This is a genomic window from Donghicola mangrovi (genome assembly GCF_013377535.1).
GTDB classification, from domain to species: Bacteria; Pseudomonadota; Alphaproteobacteria; order Rhodobacterales; family Rhodobacteraceae; genus Donghicola; species Donghicola mangrovi.
Genome location: NZ_JABCJE010000007.1, coordinates 48,052 through 68,275 on the forward strand (window position 1 = coordinate 48,052; position 20,224 = coordinate 68,275).

Consider the following 20,224-nt stretch of genomic DNA (forward strand, 5'->3'; position numbering starts at 1 on the left):
TTGAGGTAAATCATATAGCTGAATGGGATTACGCGGGCACACGCAATACGCGAGGCACTTTGAATTCCACATTCTCTTGCGCGGTTTCGACCAATTCCACGGTGGCGTCGAAACGATCACGGAAAGCGTCGATGACTTCGTTCACCAGAACTTCGGGCGCCGAGGCTCCGGCGGTGATCCCCAGCGAGCTAATCCCCTCGAGTGCGCGCCAATCAATATCCGTGGCCCGCTGCACCAACTGCGCGTAATTGCAGCCATTTTTCGCAGCAACCTCGACAAGGCGTTTGGAGTTCGACGAATTGGGCGCACCGACCACAAGCAGGGCGTCGCAATCGGGGGCGATGGCTTTGACCGCTTCTTGGCGGTTGGTGGTGGCGTAACAGATGTCTTCTTTGTGGGGGCCGACGATCGCGGGGAACCGCTCGCGCAGGGCGGCGACGATATCGGTGGTGTCGTCCACAGAAAGAGTGGTCTGAGTAACAAAAGCCAGCTTGGACGGATCGCGGACATCGACCTGCGCCACGTCCTCGACGGTTTCGACCAGCAGAACCTCTCCATCGGGAAGCTGGCCCATGGTGCCTAGGGTCTCGGGGTGGCCCGCGTGGCCGATCATGATCATTTGCAGGCCGTTGTCATAGTGACGCTCGGCCTCGATATGGACCTTGCTGACCAGAGGGCAGGTGGCGTCCACATAGATCATCTCGCGCTTGGCGGCGGCGGCGGGCACGGATTTCGGAACCCCGTGCGCCGAGAAGATCACCGGACGGTCATCGGGGCATTCATCCAGTTCCTCGACAAAGACAGCGCCCTTGTCGCGCAGGGAATCCACCACGAATTTGTTGTGCACGATCTCGTGCCGGACATAAACGGGGGCGCCCCATTTCTCGATCGCCATTTCGACGATCTTGATCGCGCGGTCCACGCCTGCGCAAAAGCCGCGCGGCGCCGCAAGATAGATGGTGAGCTGGGGTTTGGTCATGGCACCCGTCCTGTCATGCATTCTTGCCCCAGACCTAGTGCATGGGGCGCGCCTTCGCAATCGGCGGGGCTTCATAATGCTGTCAGGGGGGGGGATATAGGCCCCATCCGGTGCCGCGCGTGGCGGGCTGCCTTTGGGGCCGATACTCATACGTCCTTTAACAGGATGGCGCGAGAATACGCGTCATCCAGAATTATTCGGCGTCGTTGCCTGCGTCTGCGCGTTCGGGGACATCACGCGGAGGGCGGCCGATCACCTCTTTGAGGTCGTTCAGGTCGATGAAGTTGTCTGCCTGACGGCGCAGTTCATCGGCAATCATCGGGGGCTGGCTGCGGATGGTCGAAACGACCGAAACGCGGACACCCTGACGCTGCAGGCTTTCGACCAGCGGACGGAAGTCACCATCGCCCGAGAACAGCACGATGTGGTCCACATGGGGCGCCAGTTCCATCGCGTTGACGGTCAACTCGATGTCCATGTTGCCCTTGACCTTACGGCGGCCCTGGCTGTCGGTGTATTCCTTGGCCGGCTTGGTCACCATGGTGAAGCCGTTATAGTGCAGCCAATCTACCAGCGGGCGGATGGGCGAGTATTCGTCGTTTTCCAGCAGGGCAGTGTAGTAAAATGCGCGCAACAGCTTGCCGCGGCGCATGAATTCCTGTCGAAGCAGCTTGTAATCGATGTCGAACCCAAGCGACTTGGCGGCCGCGTACAGGTTGGAGCCATCGATGAACAGAGCCAATCGCTCGTCCTTGTAAAACATAAAAATTCCTTTCGGTATTATGATGCCGTGGTGAAGGTGAGTGGTCTTACTTCGGCATCTTAGAATGAATTAAACTGTTGTCCTCAGAACTCAAGGTAAGGGAGTTCATCAATAATGAGGTGGGAAACATGAAAAAGTATAATCAGGTCATTTTCTCAATCGGCGGGAATCAGGAACAAGAGGTTTCAAAAAATATCGAGCTGCAACTCAAAGTAGCCAATCTTTTCAGTAGAAGCCACGTTTTTCCCACGGCTGTTTCGAAATTTTACCTTACACCTGCGTTTCCTGCCGGGATCGGCGCGGATTTCGTCAACTGTGCGATTTCTGCAATGACCCCCCTTGATCCGTCTGATGTTTTGCAGCTTTGCCACCAAATAGAGGCGGAATTTGGGCGCAAAAGGATCGTTCGTTGGGGCGAACGTGTAATCGATATCGACTTGATATCGTTCAATGATCGGGTTCTTCCTGACATGGTTGCTTACTGCAACTGGCGCGATCTGTCACTTGAAGAGCAGCGTGTGAAGGCCCCCGAGCACCTTATATTACCGCATCCGCGCGTGCAGGATCGGGCATTTGTGCTGGTTCCCTTGCTGGACATTGCGCCAGAGTGGGTGCATCCGGTCCTGAAACGCAGCGCGCGCGAGTTGTTGAACGATCTGCCCCCCGAAGAGGTTGATTCTGTGCGCGCAATCGAAGGATCACGGGTTGTAAATTACCCCGAGCCCGTATAAATAAGCGCCTTCTACAGCTTGCCTAGAGTGGAGATCCCATGGCCCGCGTTACCGTTGAAGACTGCGTCGACAAGGTTCCGAACCGTTTTGATCTGGTTATGCTTGCTGCCCATCGGGCACGCGAGATCTCTGCTGGTGCGTCTCTGACTGTCGATCGTGACAACGATAAGAACCCTGTGGTGGCTCTGCGCGAAATCGCAGAAGAAACCCAGTCGGCTGATTCGCTGCGCGAGCGCATGATCGAATCCAACCAGACCCAGATCGAGGTTGACGAGCCCGAAGACGATTCGATGGCTCTGCTCATGGGTGCCGAGGTTGCCGATCGTCCCGCAGACGACGACATGTCCGAAGAGAAGCTGCTGCGCGCTCTGATGGAAGCTCAGGGTCAGAAGTAATTGCCGATACAGGGCTAACTGGAATGATTGCAGCGCAAGACCTGGTTGCCCTGGTCCGTAACTACAACCCGAAAACCAATGCCGAGTTGATCGAGGCGGCCTATGACTATGGCCGCCTTATGCATGAGGGGCAGGTGCGCCATTCGGGCGAACCCTATTTCACCCACCCCGTCGCGGTTGCCGCGATTCTGACAGAGCAGCGACTGGATGATGCAACCATCATCACCGCGCTTCTGCATGACACCATCGAAGACACCAAATCCACCTACACCGAAATCGCCGAGCGGTTCGGAACCGAGGTGGCCGATCTGGTCGATGGCGTCACCAAGCTGACCAACCTTCAGCTTTCCTCGACCGAGACGAAGCAGGCCGAGAACTTCCGCAAGCTGTTCATCGCCATGTCCAAGGACCTGCGCGTGATTCTGGTCAAGCTGGCCGACCGTCTGCACAACATGCGGACGATCAAAGCCATGCGTCCCGAAAAGCAGGCGCAAAAGGCCCGCGAAACCATGGAAATCTTTGCCCCACTGGCAGGCCGTATGGGCATGCAGTGGATGCGCGAAGAGCTCGAGGATCTGTCGTTCCGCGTGCTGAACCCCGAGGGCCGCGCCAGCATCATGCGCCGCTTTGTCATGCTGCACAAAGAGGCGGGAGATGTGGTGCACCGGATCACTGGTGACATGCGCAACCTCTTGGAAAAGCAGGATATCGAGGCCGAAGTTTTTGGCCGCGCGAAAAAGCCCTATTCGATCTGGCGCAAGATGCAGGCCAAGGATCAGGGCTTTAGCCGTCTTTCCGATATCTATGGTTTCCGTATTATCACCGAGTCCGAAGAGGATTGCTATCGCGCGCTGGGAGCGATCCACCAGCGCTGGCGTGCGGTCCCCGGCCGGTTCAAGGATTACATCAGCCAGCCGAAATCGAACGGCTATCGCTCGATCCACACTACGGTGTCGGGACGCGATGGTCGCCGGGTCGAGGTTCAGATTCGCACCCGTCAGATGCACGATGTGGCCGAAACCGGTGTGGCCGCGCACTGGTCCTATCGCGACGGTAAGCGCAGCGGGAACCCCTTTGCTGTGGACCCCGCGAAGTGGCTGGCCGGTCTGACCGAACGCTTCGAAGAGGATGACGATCACGACGCCTTCCTCGAGGCGGTGAAGCTGGAGATGTACACCGACAAGGTGTTCTGCTTCACCCCCAAGGGCGAAGTGATCAAGCTGCCCAAAGGCGCGACCCCCATCGACTTTGCCTACGCGATCCACACCCGTATCGGGAACGCCTGCGTTGGTGCCAAGGTTGACGGCCTGCGCGTGCCCCTGTGGACCCGTCTGAAAAACGGCCAGTCCGTGGTGATCATCACCGCCGAGGGGCAGACTCCTCAGGCGACGTGGGTGGATATCGTAGCGACCGGCCGCGCGAAATCGGCGATCCGCCGTGCTCTGCGCGCCGAGGACCGCGAGCGGTTCATCAAGCTGGGCCGTGAACTGGCCCGCGTGGCGTTCGAACACGTCGGCAAGAAGGCCACCGAGAAGGCTCTGACCACCGCCGCGACCGCCCTGCGTATTCCCGATTCCGAAGAGCTTCTGGCCCGCCTTGGCAGCGCCGAGATCACCGGCTCCGAAGTTGTGGCGGCGATCTATCCGAACCTGCAGCCCGCGGCCTCGTCTCAGGTTGAACCCAAGCGCGCCGTGATCGGTCTGGAGCCGGGGCAAAGCTTTACCCGCGCGCCCTGTTGCCAGCCTGTTCCGGGCGAGCGGATCGTGGGCATCACCACCCGCGGTCAGGGCGTCATGGTGCACGCCATTGACTGTGAGGCTTTGGCCGAGTTCGAGGATCAGACCGAACGCTGGATGGACATCTACTGGCACAGCGGCGAGCATCCGGCGAAATATCCGGTAACGCTGGACCTGACTATCAGCAACGACGCGGGCGTTCTGGGCCGCATCTGCACCCTAATCGGCGAGCAGAAGGCGAATATCTCTGACCTCTACTTCGTTGACCGGAAACCGGATTTTTACCGGCTCGAGGTTGATGTTGACCTGAAAGATGTGGAACACCTTCACCGTGTCATGACAGCGTTACAAGCTGACAGTGATGTGGCGGAAATTTCCCGTAGCCGTGACGCAGAGCGTCTTCATGCTTTGGGTGGCAGGTCAGAGAGGTAGTCGGCGTGGTCTTCAAGCGTCGTGAAAAACGAACGCTATGGCAGATCTTCAAAGACCTCGTCTGGCCCAAAGGGGGGTGGACGCGGGCGTTCCATTACGTCCGCCATCGGGTTTACCGCCTGCCCGATAGCCCCGAAAAGATCGCCCGCGGGATCATGGCGGGCCTTTTCACCACGTTTACCCCATTGTACGGGCTGCACTTTTTCATCGCGGCCGGTCTGGCGTTTATCATGCGGGGCAATATCCTTGCCTCGATTCTGGCGACGTTCTTTGGCAACCCGCTGACCTATGTGCCGATCGCGGTGATCGCGATGAAGACGGGCTATTTCCTGCTGGATATCGAACATGGGCACCGGCTGGATAAATCGCTGGTCCACAAATTCTTTGATGCGGGCGACGAGCTGCTGCACAATGCGATGGTGATCTTTACCGGTGGCACGGCGGACTGGAGCCGGCTGGCAGTGTTCTACCACGAGGTCTTCTTTCCCTATCTGGTCGGGGGAATTTTACCTGGATTGGTCCTGTCAATTGTTGGCTATTACGTCACATTGCCCCTTATCCGTGCCTACCAAAAACGGCGGCGCGGGGCTTTGGCGGCCCGTCTGGCATCGCTAAAGAAACGCAAACACCCAAAGGACCAAGAGCCCGCGGGGGATTAACGAATATCTGGGGGCGCATATGCAACCGCTCGGCAAACTCCGTCTTGGGGTAAACATCGATCACGTGGCCACTGTCCGGAACGCACGCGGGGGCGCTGTGCCCGATCCGCTGCGCGCTGCCAAAATGGCCGAGGAAGCTGGCGCTGACGGCATCACCGCCCACCTGCGCGAAGATCGCCGCCACATCAGCGACGCGGATATCGACGGCTTGATGGAGATCCTGTCGGTCCCGCTGAACTTTGAAATGGCCGCGACCGAGGAAATGCAGAAGATCGCCCTGCGCCACAAACCGCACGCGGTCTGCATCGTCCCCGAAAAGCGCGAAGAACGCACCACCGAGGGTGGTCTGGAAGTCGCGCGCGAGGAAAACCGGCTGGCCCACTTTATCGCGCCCCTGCGCGAGGCCGGTTGCCGCGTGTCGATCTTTATCGCCGCCGATAAGCGCCAGATCGAAGCAGCGCACCGCATTGGCGCGCAGGTTATCGAGATTCACACCGGTGCCTATTGCGACGCCCATGCCGAAGGCCGGTTCGAGGATCGCGACCGCGAGCTGGTCTCGATCACCGAGATGGCCGCATTCGCCCATGATCTGGGCCTCGAGGTCCACGCGGGCCACGGTCTGACCTATGACACCGTTCAGCCCATCGCCGCGCTGCCCCAGATGATGGAGCTGAACATCGGCCACTTCCTAATCGGTGAGGCGATTTTCCGTGGGCTCGTGCCCTCGATTCAGGAAATGCGCCGCCTGATGGACGAGGCGCGCGCATGACCGGCACCCAACTGGCCCTGTTTGTACTGGGCTGGATGCTGATGGTCGGCTCTCCGGGGCCGGCCACGCTGGGGATTATGGGCACCGCGATGCGGTCGGGGCGGCGTCAAGCCGTGACCTTTGCCACCGGCATTCTGACCGGCAGCGCGTTCTGGTCGACCGTGGCGATTCTTGGCCTTGGGGCGCTGATGCAGGCCCATGTCTGGATTTTTCAGGCGATGAAGTACATCGGCGCGGCCTATCTGCTGTTTCTGGCGCTGAAATCCCTGCGTTCGGCGATCAAACCGGCTGGTGAGATCAAGGCAAAGGTGGCCGATGGCGCACCGCACAAAATCTATCTCAAGGGGCTGTTGATCCACCTGACCAACCCCAAGGCCGTTCTGGCATGGGGCTCGGTCTTTGCGCTGGTTCTACCGCCCGACGCGCCGCTGGGGGACCTGTTCCACCTGCAAGGGGTGCTAATGGGGGCCTCGGCCTTTGTGCTCTATGTCTATGCGGTGTTGTTCTCTAGCGCGGGGGCGATCCGCGTTTATGAACGTGCGCGCCGCGGGTTCGAACTTACGTTTGCGGCCCTGTTCGGGGCGGCCAGCCTGAAAATCCTGATGGTCGCGTCATGATATTGGGGATTGGCAGTGATCTGGCGAATATCGACCGGATCGCAGGCGTTCTGGACCGGTTCGGCGACCGTTTCCGCAACCGCGTCTTTACCGAACTCGAGCAAGCCAAAGCAGCGCGCCGCAAGGACGAGGCCGGTACCTATGCCAAACGCTGGGCCGCCAAGGAAGCGTGTTCCAAGGCGCTTGGCACCGGTCTGGCGATGGGCATCAGTTGGAAGGACATGGCGGTCAGCAATTTGCCTTCGGGCCAGCCGGTGATGCACCTGACCGGATGGGCCGCCGAACGGCTGGTGGAAATGACCCCCGCAGGGCACGAAGCGATCGTTCACGTGACTTTGACCGACGATCACCCTTGGGCGCAGGCTTTTGTGGTGATCGAAGCGCGTCCCATAGCCCCTGCATCGCTTGACACCTGACGCCCTGACCCCCATGAAACAGGCATCAACCCGCCGCCGAGAGTGATTTATTTATGGCCGCCAAGTCCGAAGCCGGAAACGCTATTGTCGAAACCATCAAAACGGTCGTTTACGCCGTTCTGATCGCTGGCGTCTTCCGCACGCTGTTCTTCCAGCCGTTCTGGATTCCCTCGGGTTCGATGAAGGATACGCTGCTGATCGGCGACTTCCTGTTCGTGAACAAGATGGCCTATGGCTATTCCTACGCGTCCTGCCCGACCGTGCGTGTCCCCCGTCTGGGCATCAACATCGACGCCGAGGATCTGTGTGGCTTCCTCAAGGGCGATAACGAGCGCGTTCTGGCGTCCGAGCCCCAGCGCGGCGATGTGGTGGTGTTCCGTCACCCCGTCAGCGGTGCGGATTTCATCAAGCGTCTGATCGGTCTGCCCGGCGACGAAATCCAGATGGTTGACGGCGTGCTGCACATCAACGGCAAAGCTGTCGAGCTGGAAGATGCGGGCCAGTTCGAAGAGGTCTTCAAGGCCCAAGGCCCCGAGCGTCTGTACCCCCGCTGTGAAAACGGCCCCGTCGGCGAAGGCGCCCTGTGCACCAAAACCCGCCAGATCGAGACCCTGCCCAACGGCGTCAAGCATGACATCCTGAACATCGCGCGTCAGGCCTCGGACCAGACCCCGATCTACACCGTCCCCGAGGGGCACTATTTCTTCATGGGTGACAACCGCGATAACTCGACCGACAGCCGCGTGCCGCAGTCGATCGGTGGCGTCGGTTACGTTCCCTTCGAAAACATTGTGGGCCGTGCGGACCGCATCATGTTCTCGTCGGCGGGCCGCTCGATGCTTTTCTTCTGGACCTGGCGCGCTGACCGTTTCTTCAAGAGGATCGATTGAAACTCTCTGCCGACCTGAAAGACTTCGAAAAGCGTTTGGGGCACCAGTTTGGTCGCCCCGAATTGCTTTTGCGCGCCCTGACGCACCCTTCCATGTCCTCGCCCACGCGCGAAGATAACCAGCGGCTCGAATTCCTTGGAGATCGGGTGCTGGGTCTGGTCATGGCCGAGGCGCTGCTCAAGGCCGACCGTGCCGCCGCCGAAGGGTTGCTGGCCCCCCGTTTCAACGCCTTGGTCCGCAAAGAGGCATGCGCAGACATCGCCCGCGAGATCGGTTTGGGTGATGTGCTGAAACTGGGCCGTTCGGAAATGATGTCCGGTGGTCGCCGCAAGCAGGCCCTGCTCGGGGACGCGATGGAGGCGGTGATTGCCGCCGTTTACCGTGACGCCGGTTTCGAAGTCGCACGCGAGGTCGTTCTGCGCCTATGGGGCCAGCGGGTCGAGAAGGTCGAGGCTGACGCCCGCGATCCCAAGACCGCACTTCAGGAATGGGCGCAGGCCCGTGGCCAGCAGCCCCCCAAATACGAAGAGGTCAGCCGCGACGGCCCCCCGCACCAGCCGACCTTTACCATGTCGGTCAAGCTGGAATCGGGCGAGACGGCCAAGGCCACCGCAGGTGCCAAACGCGCCGCCGAACAGGCCGCCGCCAAGGCCCTGCTGGACAGCCTCGAAGGCAAAGAAGCTTGAGCCCGAACTTACGGGGAAGCCTCTATATGGCCGCCGCGATGGCGGCCTTTTCCGTTGAGGATTCCTTCTTCAAACACGCCACCCAGTCGATCCCGACCAGTCAGGCGCTGATGATGTTCGGCGGCTTGGGGCTGGCGGTCTTCGCCCTGTTGTCGCGCCGCCGCAGCGAGCCTGTCTGGCATCCCCAACTGCTGTCTACCGCGTTGATCTTGCGATCGATTTGCGAGCTGTGCGGGCGGCTGTTCTTTGCGCTGGCCTTGGCGCTGACGCCCTTGACCAGCGCCAGTGCGATCCTGCAGGCTGCGCCCTTGGTGGTGGTGGTCGGGGCCGTTGTGTTCTTTGGCGAGCGGGTCGGTTGGCGCCGCTGGCTGGCGATCGCAATGGGCTTTGCCGGTGTGCTGCTGATTATCCGCCCGACGCCCGCGCTGTTTGACCCGACCTCGGTGTTTGCGGTGCTGGCGACCCTTGGTTTTGCGGGCCGTGATCTGGCGACCCGTGCCAGCCCCGCGACCATGTCGACGGAACAGCTGGGATCGCTCGGCTTTGCCATTCTGACGCTGGCCGGTGTGATCCTGTCGCTGGTGATGGGCGAACAGCCCGTGATGCCGCCGCTGCCCACGGTCGCCGCGATCATGGCTGCCACCAGCGCCGGCGTTCTGGCCTATAGCGCCCTGACCAAGGCGATGCGCACCGGTGATATCAGCGCCGTGACCCCATTCCGCTACACCCGGCAGCTCTTTGCACTGATCCTTGGCTTTGCCATTTTCGGAGAGTGGCCTGATCTGTTAACGTGGGTTGGTATCGGTGTGATTATCCTGAGCGGGGTTTACACCGCGCGCGCAGGGCGGCAAGACCGCTGAATTCCTGACAGACCCAGATTCGAAAAGAGACCCATGACCACACGTGCAGGCTTCGTCGCCTTGATTGGTGAACCCAACGCCGGAAAATCCACTCTGCTGAACCGCATGGTGGGGGCCAAGGTCTCTATCGTGACCCACAAGGTTCAGACCACCCGTGCCCGTATCCGCGGCGTCGCGCTGGAAGGGGACAGCCAGATCGTGTTCGTGGACACGCCCGGCCTGTTCAAGCCGCGCCGCCGTCTGGACCGCGCGATGGTCGCTGCTGCTTGGGGCGGGGCTGCGGACGCGGACGTGATCGTCATGCTGATCGAGGCGCACCGCGGCGTGACCGAGGGTGTCGAGCGCATTCTGGAAAACCTCGGCGACGTGGCCAAGGGCCGCAAAGTCATTCTGGCGATTAACAAGATCGACCGCGTCCAGAGCGATGTGCTGCTGGCCCTGACCAAGGACATGAACGAACGGTTCGCCTTCGAGCAGACCTTCATGATCTCGGCCGAGCGTGGCTATGGCGTGGACGATCTGCGCAAATATTTGGCCGACCAGCTGCCCGAGAGCCCGTGGCTCTATCCCGAGGATCAGATCGCGGACCTGCCCATGCGCATGATCGCCGCCGAAATGACCCGCGAGAAGCTGACCCTGCGCCTGCATCAGGAACTGCCCTATCAGCTGACCGTCGAGACCGAGCACTGGAACGAGCGTGAAGATGGCTCGTGCCGCGTCGATCAGGTGGTCTATGTCGTGCGCGACGGCCACAAAGGCATCATTCTTGGCCACAAGGGCGAGACGATCAAAGCGATCTCGAAGCTGGCCCGCGAAGAGCTGCAAGAGTTCCTTGGCCGCAAGGTGCACCTGTTCCTGCAGGTAAAGGTCCGCGAAAAGTGGCTGGATGAAGCCGAGCGTTATAGCGAAATGGGTCTCGACTTCAAAGACGGGAACTGATGGCCCGTCTGACTTCGGATTTCTGGGTGCACGCCTATCTGGCGCGGCTGCGGCTGGCCGACATTCCTGCCTATGTCACCGCCCATGGCGATGATACGGCGGGGGCGGTGCTGGTCAAACTGGCCACGCTGGACGGGCAGGCGCAGGCCTTTCACCGCACCTATGATCTGATGTCGGGCGAACGGGTCTGGGCCACCTTGGCCGCTGGGCCCGAATTCGAGGTCGACGAAGCCATCTGCCGCCAGCAATCCTTTGACCCCGATCTCTGGGTGATCGAGGTCGAGGATCGCCAAGGGCGTCACTTACTGGACAGCGAAGGTCTGTGAATTCGGGCGATCCCGACCAGAATAAACCCGCAGACCAGAAATCCGGCGGCGACGATGCTCATTTCCCTGAGCAGGCCAAGCAGCCCCAGTTCCGGTACATCCAAAAAGTAATACGGGTACTTCCCGTCCAGCGACCCGCGCCAGATGCCATAGGCCGCATAGACCAGCGGCCAGATCACCCACTGCAGCGCATTGCGCCAACCCAGACCGGATTTGGGCGCACAGGTCAGCCACCACAAGAAACAAAGCGCGGGCACGACCGTGTGGAACCCGTGGTTTGACACCTCTCCGATGATGGATTTGAATTCGTGGGATGCCGCAAGCAGCGCGTGAAACACGATCCCCACCAGAACGATCTGCAAAGTGATCGCTCCCGACCAATGGGCGCTCAGCCGCTTGCCGCTCAGGGCCATTGCGCCGAACACGATCGCGACAGTCAGGTTGGTCAGGATGGTGTAATAGCGCACCATATTCCACCAGACGCTGGCAACCGTGCCGCCATCCGCGTCCAAGTCCACAAAAGTCTGGATAATCAGGCTGCCCACGGCCAGCCCTGCGATAAGCCCGATCAGGCGTTTTTCGAACATTGAGCGTTTCCCCTCTGGTTGAGGGGACTTTGCGCAAAACCAGTCATTGGCACAATGCAGGTTCACAACCCCTTGCAGGCCCCCGAAACCGCCCCATAGTTGCCAGATGGAATGGAGAGACCAAGGCATCCTGCTATCCGCCCGTAAACACGGCGAAACGGCAGCCATTATCGAAGTGTTCACCGAAACGCATGGCCGCACTGCGGGCATCGTGCGCGGCGGCATTTCGCGTAAAATTGCGCCGGTTCTTCAGCCCGGAAACCAGGTGGACGTCACATGGCGCGCTCGCACCGAGGATCAGCTTGGCACCTACACGGTCGAGCCTATCCGCTCTCGCAGCGCGGCCCTGTCCGACCGGATCGCCTTGGCGGGCCTGAACGCCACAACATCCCTCCTGCGCTTTTCCCTGCCAGAGCGCGAGGCGCATCACCCGCTCTATATCCGCTCGGTCACGCTGATGGACCTGCTGGCCCACCCCGCGGCTTTTCCGCTGGCGTACCTGCGCTGGGAACTCGCCCTTCTCGAAGAACTCGGCTTCGGCCTAGACCTCACCCGCTGCGCCGTGACCGGCGACATGGACGACCTCGCCTATGTCTCCCCGCGTTCGGGCCGCGCGGTCAGTACCGCAGGCGCAGGCGAATGGGCCCCGAAACTCTTGCCGCTCCCCCAGTGCCTTCTAGGCCAAGGCCCCGTCATCGACACCGAAATCCTCGATGGCTTCCAGCTGACGGGCTATTTCCTCGAACACCACCTCGCCAAATCCTTTGGCGACAAACCCCTGCCGGAAAGCCGCGCCCGTTTCCTCGACCTCTTGAAACGTCAAACGCCGGCCCCATAAAGGACCGGCGCTTCTTCATCTTGGGTAAAATACCCCGGGGTGTGGGGCAGAGCCCCACGCACCTTAACCCAGCAGGCGACGCGCGATCACCTGCGCCTGAATTTCACCAGCACCTTCAAAGATGTTCAGGATGCGCGCATCACACAGGATGCGGCTGATGGTGTATTCCAGCGCAAAGCCGTTGCCGCCGTGGATCTGCAGACCGTTGTCCGCCGCTGCCCAAGCCACACGGGCCCCCAGCAGCTTGGCCATACCGGCCTCGAGGTCACAGCGACGATCGTTGTCTTTCTCACGCGCCGAGAAGTAGGTCAGCTGACGCGCGATCATCAGTTCCACCGCCATCATCGCCAGCTTGTTGGCCACGCGGGGGAATTCGATCAACGACTTGCCGAACTGCTTACGGTCTTCGGCGTACTGGATTGCAACGTCCAGCGCCGACTGACCCACACCAACAGCGCGCGCTGCGGTCTGGATACGGGCCGATTCAAAGGTCTGCATCAGCTGTTTGAAGCCCTGACCTTCTTCGCCGCCCAAGAGGTTCTCGCCCTTGACTGCGAATTTGTCGAAGCCCAGTTCGTATTCCTTCATGCCGCGGTAACCCAGAACCTCGATCTCGCCGCCGGTCATGCCGGGGGTGGGGAAGGGCTCTTCGTCGGTGCCGGGGGTCTTTTCGGCCAGGAACATCGACAGACCTTTGTAGTTGTCGGTCGACGGATCGGTCCGCGCCAGCAGGGTCATCACGTGGGTACGCGCCGCGTGGGTGATCCAGGTCTTGTTGCCGGTCACTTCATAGTCGCCATCGGCATTCTTCACTGCGCGGGTGCGCAGGCTGCCAAGGTCGGACCCGGTATTCGGCTCGGTGAACACAGCGGTCGGCAGTTTCTCGGCAGATGCCAGCGCAGGCAGCCATTTCTGCTTCTGCTCTTCGGTACCTCCAGCCAGGATCAGCTCTGCCGCGATTTCCGAACGGGTGCCAAGCGAACCAACGCCGATATACCCGCGCGATAGCTCTTCCGAGACAACGCACATCGCGGTCTTGGACATGCCGAACCCGCCGTATTCCTCGGGGATGGTCAGGCCGAACACGCCCATTTCGGCCAGTTCGTTGATGATCTCCAGCGGGATCAGCTCGTCCTTCAAGTGCCATTCGTGGGCATGGGGCTCCACGCGGTCCTGCGAGTAGCGACGGAACTGCTCGCGGATCATCTCCATTTCGTCTTCCAGACCGGTGTTGCCGGTGGTCAGGTTCGCACGGGTCTCGCGCATGATCGCGACCAGACGCACGCGCGCCGCCTGAGTGTTGCCCGATGCGATCAGGGTCTTCACCGCGTCGGTCATCAGGCCGGTCACCGCGTCCGAAGGCATACCCAGATCCGACAGGCGCACGATCTCGCCCTGGTTCATCAGGATGCCGCCAGCGATCTGGCTCAGGTATTCGCCAAAGGCGATCTGCAGGATCAGCTGCTCGGTCTCGCCGAACTTGCCCTCGTCCTTCAGGGCGATGGCCCAACGGTGCATTTCGCGCAGGGCTTCGACATAGGTCGCCAGCCAAGCCACGCCGTGGGCTGCAGTCTGGTTCTGTTCGACCAGATCGTTCGAAATGCGGCCGCCGTCGCTGACAATGGCGCGGACGGTGTTCAGCGCCTGTTCAAGGATCGCCTCGGCGGGCGCGATTGCGGCCTCGGTCAGGCCAAGCAAATCGGGAAGCAGCGTCGCGGTCTGCGCTGCGAAGTCCTGTCCGTCATGTGCCATGAGTCATCTCCTATAATGCTTGTGCAGAGAACTAGAGCCTTTGCAGGCGCAGCGCAATAAAAATACCCAAGTCAGCACGAAAGTATGCCCAATATTGCGCGTTGAATTTTTCACCTACTGCGCTAACGGCCGTGCTAAAGCCCTGAAATGGAACTCGTTACACATCTGATGACGCCATCGGCCTTTGCGCTGGCCCTAAGTGTCGCCTTCATCGCCGGAGTGGTCAAAGGAATGGTGGGATTCGCCATGCCTATGATTCTCATTTCCGGCCTGTCTTCTGTTATTTCGCCGGAATTGGCGCTGGCGGGCCTGATCTTGCCGACGGTGATCACCAACGGGATGCAAGCCCTGCGACAAGGCCCCCGCGCCGCATGGGAATCACTGCTGAAGTTCCGCGGCTACCTTGGCACATTGCTGGTGGTGCTGGTGCTCAGCGCCCAACTGGTCCGCGTGATCCCGGTCGAGGCGATGTTGCTGATCATCGGGGTCCCCATCGTGATTTTCGCTGCGACGCAGCTAGCCGGAATGCCCCTGCGCATCGCCTCTCCGTCGACCCGAACCACCGAAATCGGGATCGGCGCCTTTGCCGGTTTCATCGGCGGGCTATCCGGAGTCTGGGGCCCGCCCACGGTGGCCTACCTGACTGCCCTTGATACCCCGAAACGCGACCACATTCGGGTCCAAGGGGTGATCTACGGCCTCGGCGCTATTGTCCTCTTGTTCGCTCATATCGGTTCAGGCGTCGTGCGCGTTGAAACCCTGCCGTTCTCGATCGCCATCGTCCCGCCCGCCATCATCGGCATGTGGCTGGGGCTCAAGGTGAACGACCGGATCGACCAAGCGGCCTTCCGCAAAGCCACGCTGTTCGTCCTGATGATCGCAGGACTGAACCTGATCCGCCGCGGCCTGATGGGCTAAACGAAAACCGCCGGCCCAAAACAGGACCGGCGGCGCTTATTCACTTTGGCAAAATACCCCGGGGGTGAATTGCCGAAGGCAAGAGGGGGCAGCGCCCCCTCACTCCAATCAACCGATTGCAGCGGCCTTAACGTCTTTGTCGATGTAGGGCAGGTACTGCTCGAAGTTGTCCGAGAACATCTTGACCAGTTTCTCTGCCTGCGCGTCGTAGGCTGCGGTGTCACCCCAGGTACGGCGGGGATCCAGCAGCACTTCGGGCACACCGGGAACGTCCACGGGCACGTCGAAGCCAAAGTTCGGGTCCTTGCGGAACTCGACGGTGCTCAGGCTGCCGTCCAGAGCGGCGGTCAGCAGGGCGCGGGTTGCCTTGATGGGCATACGCTTGCCGGTGCCGTAGGCGCCGCCGGTCCAGCCGGTGTTCACCAGCCAGCAGGTTGCACCGTGCTTGGCGATCTTGTCACGCAGCAGGTTGCCGTACACCTCGGGGCGACGGGGCATGAAGGGCGCACCGAAGCAGGTCGAGAAGGTGGGCTCGGGCTCGGTCACGCCGCGCTCGGTCCCTGCAACCTTCGAGGTGAAGCCCGACAGGAAGTGGTACATCGCCTGCGCGGGGGTCAGACGCGCGATCGGAGGCAGAACACCGAACGCATCACAGGTCAGCATGATGACGTTCTTGGGGTGGCCGCCCTGAGCCGAGTAGGACGCGTTCGAGATGTAGTGCAGCGGGTACGCGCAACGCATGTTGGCGGTCAGGCTGTCATCGTCGAAATCCAGCTCTAGGGTCTCTTCGTCGTAAACCATGTTCTCGATCACGGTCGCGAACTTGGTGGTGGTCGCGTAGATCTCGGGCTCGGCTTCGGCGTTGAGGTTGATGGTCTTGGCATAGCAGCCACCTTCGAAGTTGAAGGTGCCCTTGTCCGACCAGCCGTGCTCGTCGTCACCGATCAGGGTGCGCGAGGGGTCTGCCGACAGGGTGGTTTTGCCGGTGCCCGACAGGCCAAAGAAGACAGCCGCGTCAACGGGGTTGCCGGTGGCGTGGTTGGCCGAGCAGTGCATCGGCATGATGCCTTTGGCGGGCAGCAGGTAGTTCAGCAGGGTGAATACCGACTTCTTGTTCTCGCCTGCGTACTCGGTGCCGCCGATCAGGATGAGCTTCTTGTCGAAGTTCAGCGCGATCACGGTTTCGCTGCGGCAGCCGTGCTTCTCGGCGTCCGCTTTGAAGGTCGGGCAGTTGATGATGGTGAATTCGGGAACGAACTCGTCCAGCTCTTCGCGGTCGGGGCGACGCAGCAGGTGACGGATGAACAGGCCATGCCATGCCAGCTCGGTCACTACGCGCACGTCCAGACGGTTCGCCGGATCTGCACCGCCGAAAAGGTCCTGAACGTAGTAGTCCTTGCCCTTCATGTGGGCCAGCATGTCTTCGTACAGGACGTCGAACTTTGCGGGCTCCATCGGAGCGTTGTTTTCCCACCAGATGGTGTCTTCAACGCTGGGGGTACGGACGACAAATTTGTCTTTGGGCGAACGGCCGGTGTGCTTGCCGGTGGTCACCAGGAAAGCACCGCCACGACCGAGGCGACCTTCGTTGTTTTTCACCGCTGCTTCGACGAGCGCGGGTTCCATGAGGTTGTAATAGACATTACCCAGCTCATTGATCCCTTGATCTTCAAGCCGATGCTGCGGGTTTACCCGTCCAAATGCCATTTTCTTCACTCCTGTCCGCGCCAGCGGTCATAAACTTGATAGGGCCCCGATGTCGTAACAATTACACGACAGGTCGGTAGAGGGGTCCATAGCACGAGAAAAAGAGAATTGAATAGGATGCTAAGCTGCTGTTAGCGCAACCAAATTCAGTTTATCGCAAACATGTTCACGAAGTTGGACTTTGGTCTGCGACACTCTGTCAGAATTGGTCCGCTAACATCTTTCTGCGGGTAATATAGCTCCGAATCCTCGAATCGCAAAAAGGATTGCGAAGGGGCCCTGAAAACTTGCATAACTGTAAGAAAAAATAGTCGTGCAGTACAAGGAATGAGTTATGTCCAGAATTGCTCTGGTGGATGATGATCGCAACATCCTGACATCGGTTGCCATGACCCTTGAGGCAGAAGGGTTCGAAGTAGAAACATATAATGACGGCCAGGCCGCGCTCGAGGCCTTCGAAAAGAAGCTGCCCGACATGGCTGTGCTGGACATTAAAATGCCCCGCATGGACGGCATGGATTTGCTGCAGCGTCTGCGCAAGAAAACCACCATGCCCGTTATTTTCCTGACCTCCAAAGACGACGAGATCGACGAGGTTCTGGGCCTGCGCATGGGTGCTGACGACTACGTCAAAAAGCCCTTCTCCCAGCGTCTGCTGGTCGAGCGTATCCGCGCCCTGCTGCGCCGTCAGGAAGCCCTGAATGGCGACTCCGAAGGCGAAGTCGAAGAGAGCAAAGTCATGGCCCGTGGCCAGCTGACCATGGACCCCCTGCGCCACGCGGTGACGTGGAAGGGTTTGGATGTGTCACTGACGGTTACAGAATTCCTGCTACTGCAGGCGCTGGCCCAACGACCCGGATTCGTCAAAAGCCGCGACCAGCTGATGGACGTGGCCTATGACGATCAGGTCTATGTCGATGACCGTACAATTGACAGCCATATCAAACGCTTGCGCAAAAAGATGCGTATGGTTGATTCCGACTTTTCCGCCATTGAAACGCTGTATGGCGTTGGCTACCGGTACAACGAAGAGTGATGGTCGAGGTCGGGGACAGCTCAGCAGCGCGTAAGCGGGCCGTGCGGTCCGCTGATATTGTGCTTGGCGACGATTACGTTTCTCCGGAAGCGCTGCACGACACCGTAGAGCGTGAAACGGCTGCCAAGCGCGGTGTTCTGACGTTGAACACCTCGCCTCTGGCGCGCAAGATTATCACCTTTAACCTGCTGGGCCTGATCGTGCTGCTGGCGGGTATTTTGTACCTGAACCCCTCGCGGGAATCGCTGGCCTTGCAGCGGGCAACCTCGCTGGCTGCCGAGGCCGAGCTGGTCGCCGATGTGTTCGAGGCGCGCCTGATGACTCAGGCCGAATCCGGGGTGGAAAACATCACCGGAATCGGGGCCGAGGATACCCTGCGCGGCATGTCCTTGTACCGCGGTACTGAGGTCTATGTTTTCGACGGCAACGGTAACCTTCTGACCGTCGCCGAGGGCAGCCGAAGCCGTGCCGAGCTGGCCAATGTCGGTGAAAACGACACCTACATTACCGATGCCCTCGAGGCTGTCTGGCAGTGGATGGTGCGATTCTTTGCTCCGACTGATTCGCTGCCCGCCGGTGTCCAGAACGAGGAAATCGTTCGCGACATGATCGGCGGCGCCCGTATCAACGAAACCCGCATGGCTACCGGCGTGGGGGCCTATGGTGACACCGTGTTCACCGTCGCGACCCCGATCATGGTTGGCGACCTGCCCGTGGGGGCCATCGCGATGGCCAGCTCCACGACCGAGATCGACCGACTGGTCAGCGTGGAACGGGAGCGCGTGCTGCGCATGTTCATCGTCGCGCTGTTCGTGTCCGTGGGCCTGAGCCTGTTGCTGGCTTCGACCATCGCGAACCCGCTGTCCGATCTGGCCGCCGCCGCCGAGATTGGCCGCGATCGCAACCGCACCCGTTACAGCCCCGGCCGCGTCCGCATCCCCGATCTGTCGGCCCGCCCCGACGAAATCGGCCGCCTGTCCGAGGCCTTGCGCGGTATGGTCAGCGCGCTCTACGAGCGGATCGACAGCAACGAACAGTTCGCCGCCGACGTCGCCCACGAGATCAAGAACCCGCTGGCGTCCTTGCGCTCGGCGGTGGGGACGCTCCGGTTTGCCAAACGGCAAGAGCAGCAGGAAAAGCTGCTGGAAGTCATCGAGCATGACGTCCGCCGTCTGGACCGCTTGGTCAGCGACATCTCCAACGCCTCGCGTCTGGACAGCGAACTGGTTCGCGAAGAGGAAGAGGCGTTCAATCTGCTCGTGATGCTGGGGAACCTGATCCAGTACTTGGGCGAAGACGCCCGCATGAAGGGCATCGACTTTATCTCTGACCTGCCCGAAGAGCCGATCGAGATCACAGGCCTAGAGGCGCGCTTGGCGCAGGTCTTTGTGAACCTGATCACCAACGCGATTTCCTTCTGCGAAGAGGGCGATGCGATCCGCGTCTGGGCCCGTCAGCGCGATAACCGCGTGCTGGTCGTGGTCGAGGATACCGGCCCCGGCATCCCCGAGCAGTCCCTGACCAAGATCTTCAAGCGCTTCTACTCGCACCGCCCCGAGGGGCAGTTCGGGAATAACTCTGGCCTTGGTCTTGCGATTTCGAAACAGATCGTCGAGGCGCACGGCGGCGTCATCTGGGCCGAGAACATCCGCGCCACCCACGCCGACCCCAGCACCGATCCGCTGGGGGCCCGTTTCGTGGTGGGTCTGCCGCTGTAATCTGATGCGGACCGTTCCGATTACCGATATCCAGCAGGGGCATGGGCCAGCGATGGTCCATGCCTCTACTGTTATGGCCCATGGGTCTGCGGTGGTTCTGTTCGGCCCATCGGGCGCGGGGAAGTCCGGCTTGGCGCTAGAGATGATGGCGCTGGGGGCAAGGCTGGTGGCCGATGACCGCACGATCCTGACCCGAGACGGGGATCGCCTGATCGCCACATGCCCCGACACCATCCGCGGCCGGATCGAGGCGCGGGGCGTTGGCATCCTGCGCGCCGATCCCGTTGGCAGTGCCCCCGTCACCCTGTTCGTTGATATGCAAACCCCCGAGGTTGATCGCCTGCCTCCGCGCCGTGTCGTGACTGTGTTCGGCCTGCACATCCCCCTGCTTCAAAAGGTAGAGAGGGGTTATTTCGCAGCCGCTCTTATGCAATATCTAAGCAAGGGTTTAGATGAGGAATGACGGGGTT

The 20,224-nt window shown here is 60.6% G+C and carries 22 protein-coding genes; 17 read left to right on the forward strand and 5 right to left on the reverse strand.

The window, feature by feature from the left end:
* Window positions 1-28: 28 nt before the first annotated feature.
* The gene (gene ispH / locus HJ536_RS14140; RefSeq protein ID WP_177158215.1) at window positions 29-979 is read right to left on the reverse strand and encodes a 4-hydroxy-3-methylbut-2-enyl diphosphate reductase; all 951 of its coding nucleotides are present in this window, start codon (window positions 977-979) and stop codon (window positions 29-31) included.
* A gap of 193 nt (window positions 980-1,172) precedes the next feature.
* A complete protein-coding gene (locus HJ536_RS14145) occupies window positions 1,173-1,742 on the reverse strand; it encodes a LabA-like NYN domain-containing protein (protein ID WP_177158216.1) in 570 nt (189 codons plus the stop codon).
* A gap of 128 nt (window positions 1,743-1,870) precedes the next feature.
* Here HJ536_RS14145 and folK point away from each other — a divergent pair, with 128 nt between their 5' ends.
* From folK to HJ536_RS14205, 12 genes are read left to right on the forward strand one after another with little or no spacing between them, the layout of a single operon-like run.
* Window positions 1,871-2,473, forward strand: coding sequence for a 2-amino-4-hydroxy-6-hydroxymethyldihydropteridine diphosphokinase (folK, locus tag HJ536_RS14150; RefSeq protein ID WP_177158217.1), 603 nt, complete (start codon window positions 1,871-1,873; stop codon window positions 2,471-2,473).
* 38 nt (window positions 2,474-2,511) lie between these two features.
* Window positions 2,512-2,868 (forward strand): DNA-directed RNA polymerase subunit omega, encoded by a 357-nt coding sequence (gene rpoZ / locus HJ536_RS14155; protein WP_176855427.1) that lies wholly within the window; start codon window positions 2,512-2,514, stop codon window positions 2,866-2,868.
* Window positions 2,869-2,891: 23 nt separating this feature from the next.
* On the forward strand, window positions 2,892-5,036 hold the full coding sequence (locus tag HJ536_RS14160) for a RelA/SpoT family protein (RefSeq protein ID WP_176855428.1): 2,145 nt from the start codon (window positions 2,892-2,894) through the stop codon (window positions 5,034-5,036).
* A gap of 5 nt (window positions 5,037-5,041) precedes the next feature.
* Window positions 5,042-5,695 (forward strand): DUF2062 domain-containing protein, encoded by a 654-nt coding sequence (locus HJ536_RS14165; protein WP_176855429.1) that lies wholly within the window; start codon window positions 5,042-5,044, stop codon window positions 5,693-5,695.
* A 19-nt stretch (window positions 5,696-5,714) separates the two neighbouring features.
* Window positions 5,715-6,464 carry a pyridoxine 5'-phosphate synthase gene (locus tag HJ536_RS14170; protein ID WP_176855430.1) on the forward strand — a complete coding sequence of 250 codons (750 nt, stop codon included), beginning with the start codon at window positions 5,715-5,717 and terminating at the stop codon, window positions 6,462-6,464.
* Window positions 6,461-7,081: a LysE family translocator gene (locus tag HJ536_RS14175; RefSeq protein WP_177158218.1), complete on the forward strand. Its 621-nt coding sequence runs from the start codon at window positions 6,461-6,463 to the stop codon at window positions 7,079-7,081. The genes HJ536_RS14170 and HJ536_RS14175 overlap by 4 nt, the downstream gene beginning before the upstream one ends.
* Window positions 7,078-7,497, forward strand: coding sequence for a holo-ACP synthase (gene acpS / locus HJ536_RS14180; protein WP_177158219.1), 420 nt, complete (start codon window positions 7,078-7,080; stop codon window positions 7,495-7,497). Before HJ536_RS14175 ends, acpS begins: the two co-directional genes overlap by 4 nt.
* Before the next feature lie 53 nt (window positions 7,498-7,550).
* The gene (gene lepB, locus HJ536_RS14185; RefSeq protein WP_176855433.1) at window positions 7,551-8,387 is read left to right on the forward strand and encodes a signal peptidase I; all 837 of its coding nucleotides are present in this window, start codon (window positions 7,551-7,553) and stop codon (window positions 8,385-8,387) included.
* Window positions 8,384-9,073: a ribonuclease III gene (gene rnc / locus HJ536_RS14190; RefSeq protein WP_176855434.1), complete on the forward strand. Its 690-nt coding sequence runs from the start codon at window positions 8,384-8,386 to the stop codon at window positions 9,071-9,073. Before lepB ends, rnc begins: the two co-directional genes overlap by 4 nt.
* Window positions 9,070-9,933, forward strand: coding sequence for a DMT family transporter (locus tag HJ536_RS14195; protein WP_265575601.1), 864 nt, complete (start codon window positions 9,070-9,072; stop codon window positions 9,931-9,933). The genes rnc and HJ536_RS14195 overlap by 4 nt, the downstream gene beginning before the upstream one ends.
* Window positions 9,934-9,966: 33 nt before the next feature.
* A complete protein-coding gene (gene era, locus HJ536_RS14200; RefSeq protein ID WP_176855436.1) occupies window positions 9,967-10,872 on the forward strand; it encodes a GTPase Era in 906 nt (301 codons plus the stop codon).
* Complete coding sequence (locus tag HJ536_RS14205; protein WP_177158221.1) at window positions 10,872-11,198, forward strand: DUF1491 family protein; 327 nt, start codon at window positions 10,872-10,874, stop codon at window positions 11,196-11,198. Before era ends, HJ536_RS14205 begins: the two co-directional genes overlap by 1 nt.
* On the opposite strand, the gene HJ536_RS14210 is transcribed toward HJ536_RS14205, so the two are convergent.
* A complete protein-coding gene (locus tag HJ536_RS14210; RefSeq protein ID WP_177158222.1) occupies window positions 11,171-11,785 on the reverse strand; it encodes a Pr6Pr family membrane protein in 615 nt (204 codons plus the stop codon). The two genes, HJ536_RS14205 and HJ536_RS14210, sit on opposite strands and share 28 nt — an antisense overlap.
* Before the next feature lie 106 nt (window positions 11,786-11,891).
* Here HJ536_RS14210 and recO point away from each other — a divergent pair, with 106 nt between their 5' ends.
* Entirely contained in the window at window positions 11,892-12,623 is a 732-nt protein-coding gene (recO, locus tag HJ536_RS14215) for a DNA repair protein RecO (protein WP_177158223.1), read from the forward strand.
* 63 nt (window positions 12,624-12,686) lie between these two features.
* Here recO and HJ536_RS14220 read toward each other — a convergent pair whose 3' ends face one another.
* On the reverse strand, window positions 12,687-14,375 hold the full coding sequence (locus tag HJ536_RS14220; protein ID WP_177158224.1) for an acyl-CoA dehydrogenase family protein: 1,689 nt from the start codon (window positions 14,373-14,375) through the stop codon (window positions 12,687-12,689).
* A gap of 147 nt (window positions 14,376-14,522) precedes the next feature.
* Between HJ536_RS14220 and HJ536_RS14225 the strand changes: the two genes are divergently transcribed.
* Window positions 14,523-15,293 carry a sulfite exporter TauE/SafE family protein gene (locus tag HJ536_RS14225; protein WP_177158225.1) on the forward strand — a complete coding sequence of 257 codons (771 nt, stop codon included), beginning with the start codon at window positions 14,523-14,525 and terminating at the stop codon, window positions 15,291-15,293.
* A gap of 108 nt (window positions 15,294-15,401) precedes the next feature.
* On the opposite strand, the gene HJ536_RS14230 is transcribed toward HJ536_RS14225, so the two are convergent.
* The gene (locus HJ536_RS14230) at window positions 15,402-17,000 is read right to left on the reverse strand and encodes a phosphoenolpyruvate carboxykinase (RefSeq protein WP_176855442.1); all 1,599 of its coding nucleotides are present in this window, start codon (window positions 16,998-17,000) and stop codon (window positions 15,402-15,404) included.
* A gap of 334 nt (window positions 17,001-17,334) precedes the next feature.
* Between HJ536_RS14230 and HJ536_RS14235 the strand changes: the two genes are divergently transcribed.
* From HJ536_RS14235 to HJ536_RS14245, 3 genes are read left to right on the forward strand one after another with little or no spacing between them, the layout of a single operon-like run.
* Window positions 17,335-18,036 carry a response regulator transcription factor gene (locus tag HJ536_RS14235; protein WP_177158226.1) on the forward strand — a complete coding sequence of 234 codons (702 nt, stop codon included), beginning with the start codon at window positions 17,335-17,337 and terminating at the stop codon, window positions 18,034-18,036.
* The gene (locus tag HJ536_RS14240; protein WP_177158227.1) at window positions 18,036-19,754 is read left to right on the forward strand and encodes a sensor histidine kinase; all 1,719 of its coding nucleotides are present in this window, start codon (window positions 18,036-18,038) and stop codon (window positions 19,752-19,754) included. Before HJ536_RS14235 ends, HJ536_RS14240 begins: the two co-directional genes overlap by 1 nt.
* Window positions 19,755-19,758: 4 nt before the next feature.
* Complete coding sequence (locus HJ536_RS14245; protein ID WP_228028729.1) at window positions 19,759-20,217, forward strand: HPr kinase/phosphorylase; 459 nt, start codon at window positions 19,759-19,761, stop codon at window positions 20,215-20,217.
* Window positions 20,218-20,224: the final 7 nt, after the last annotated feature.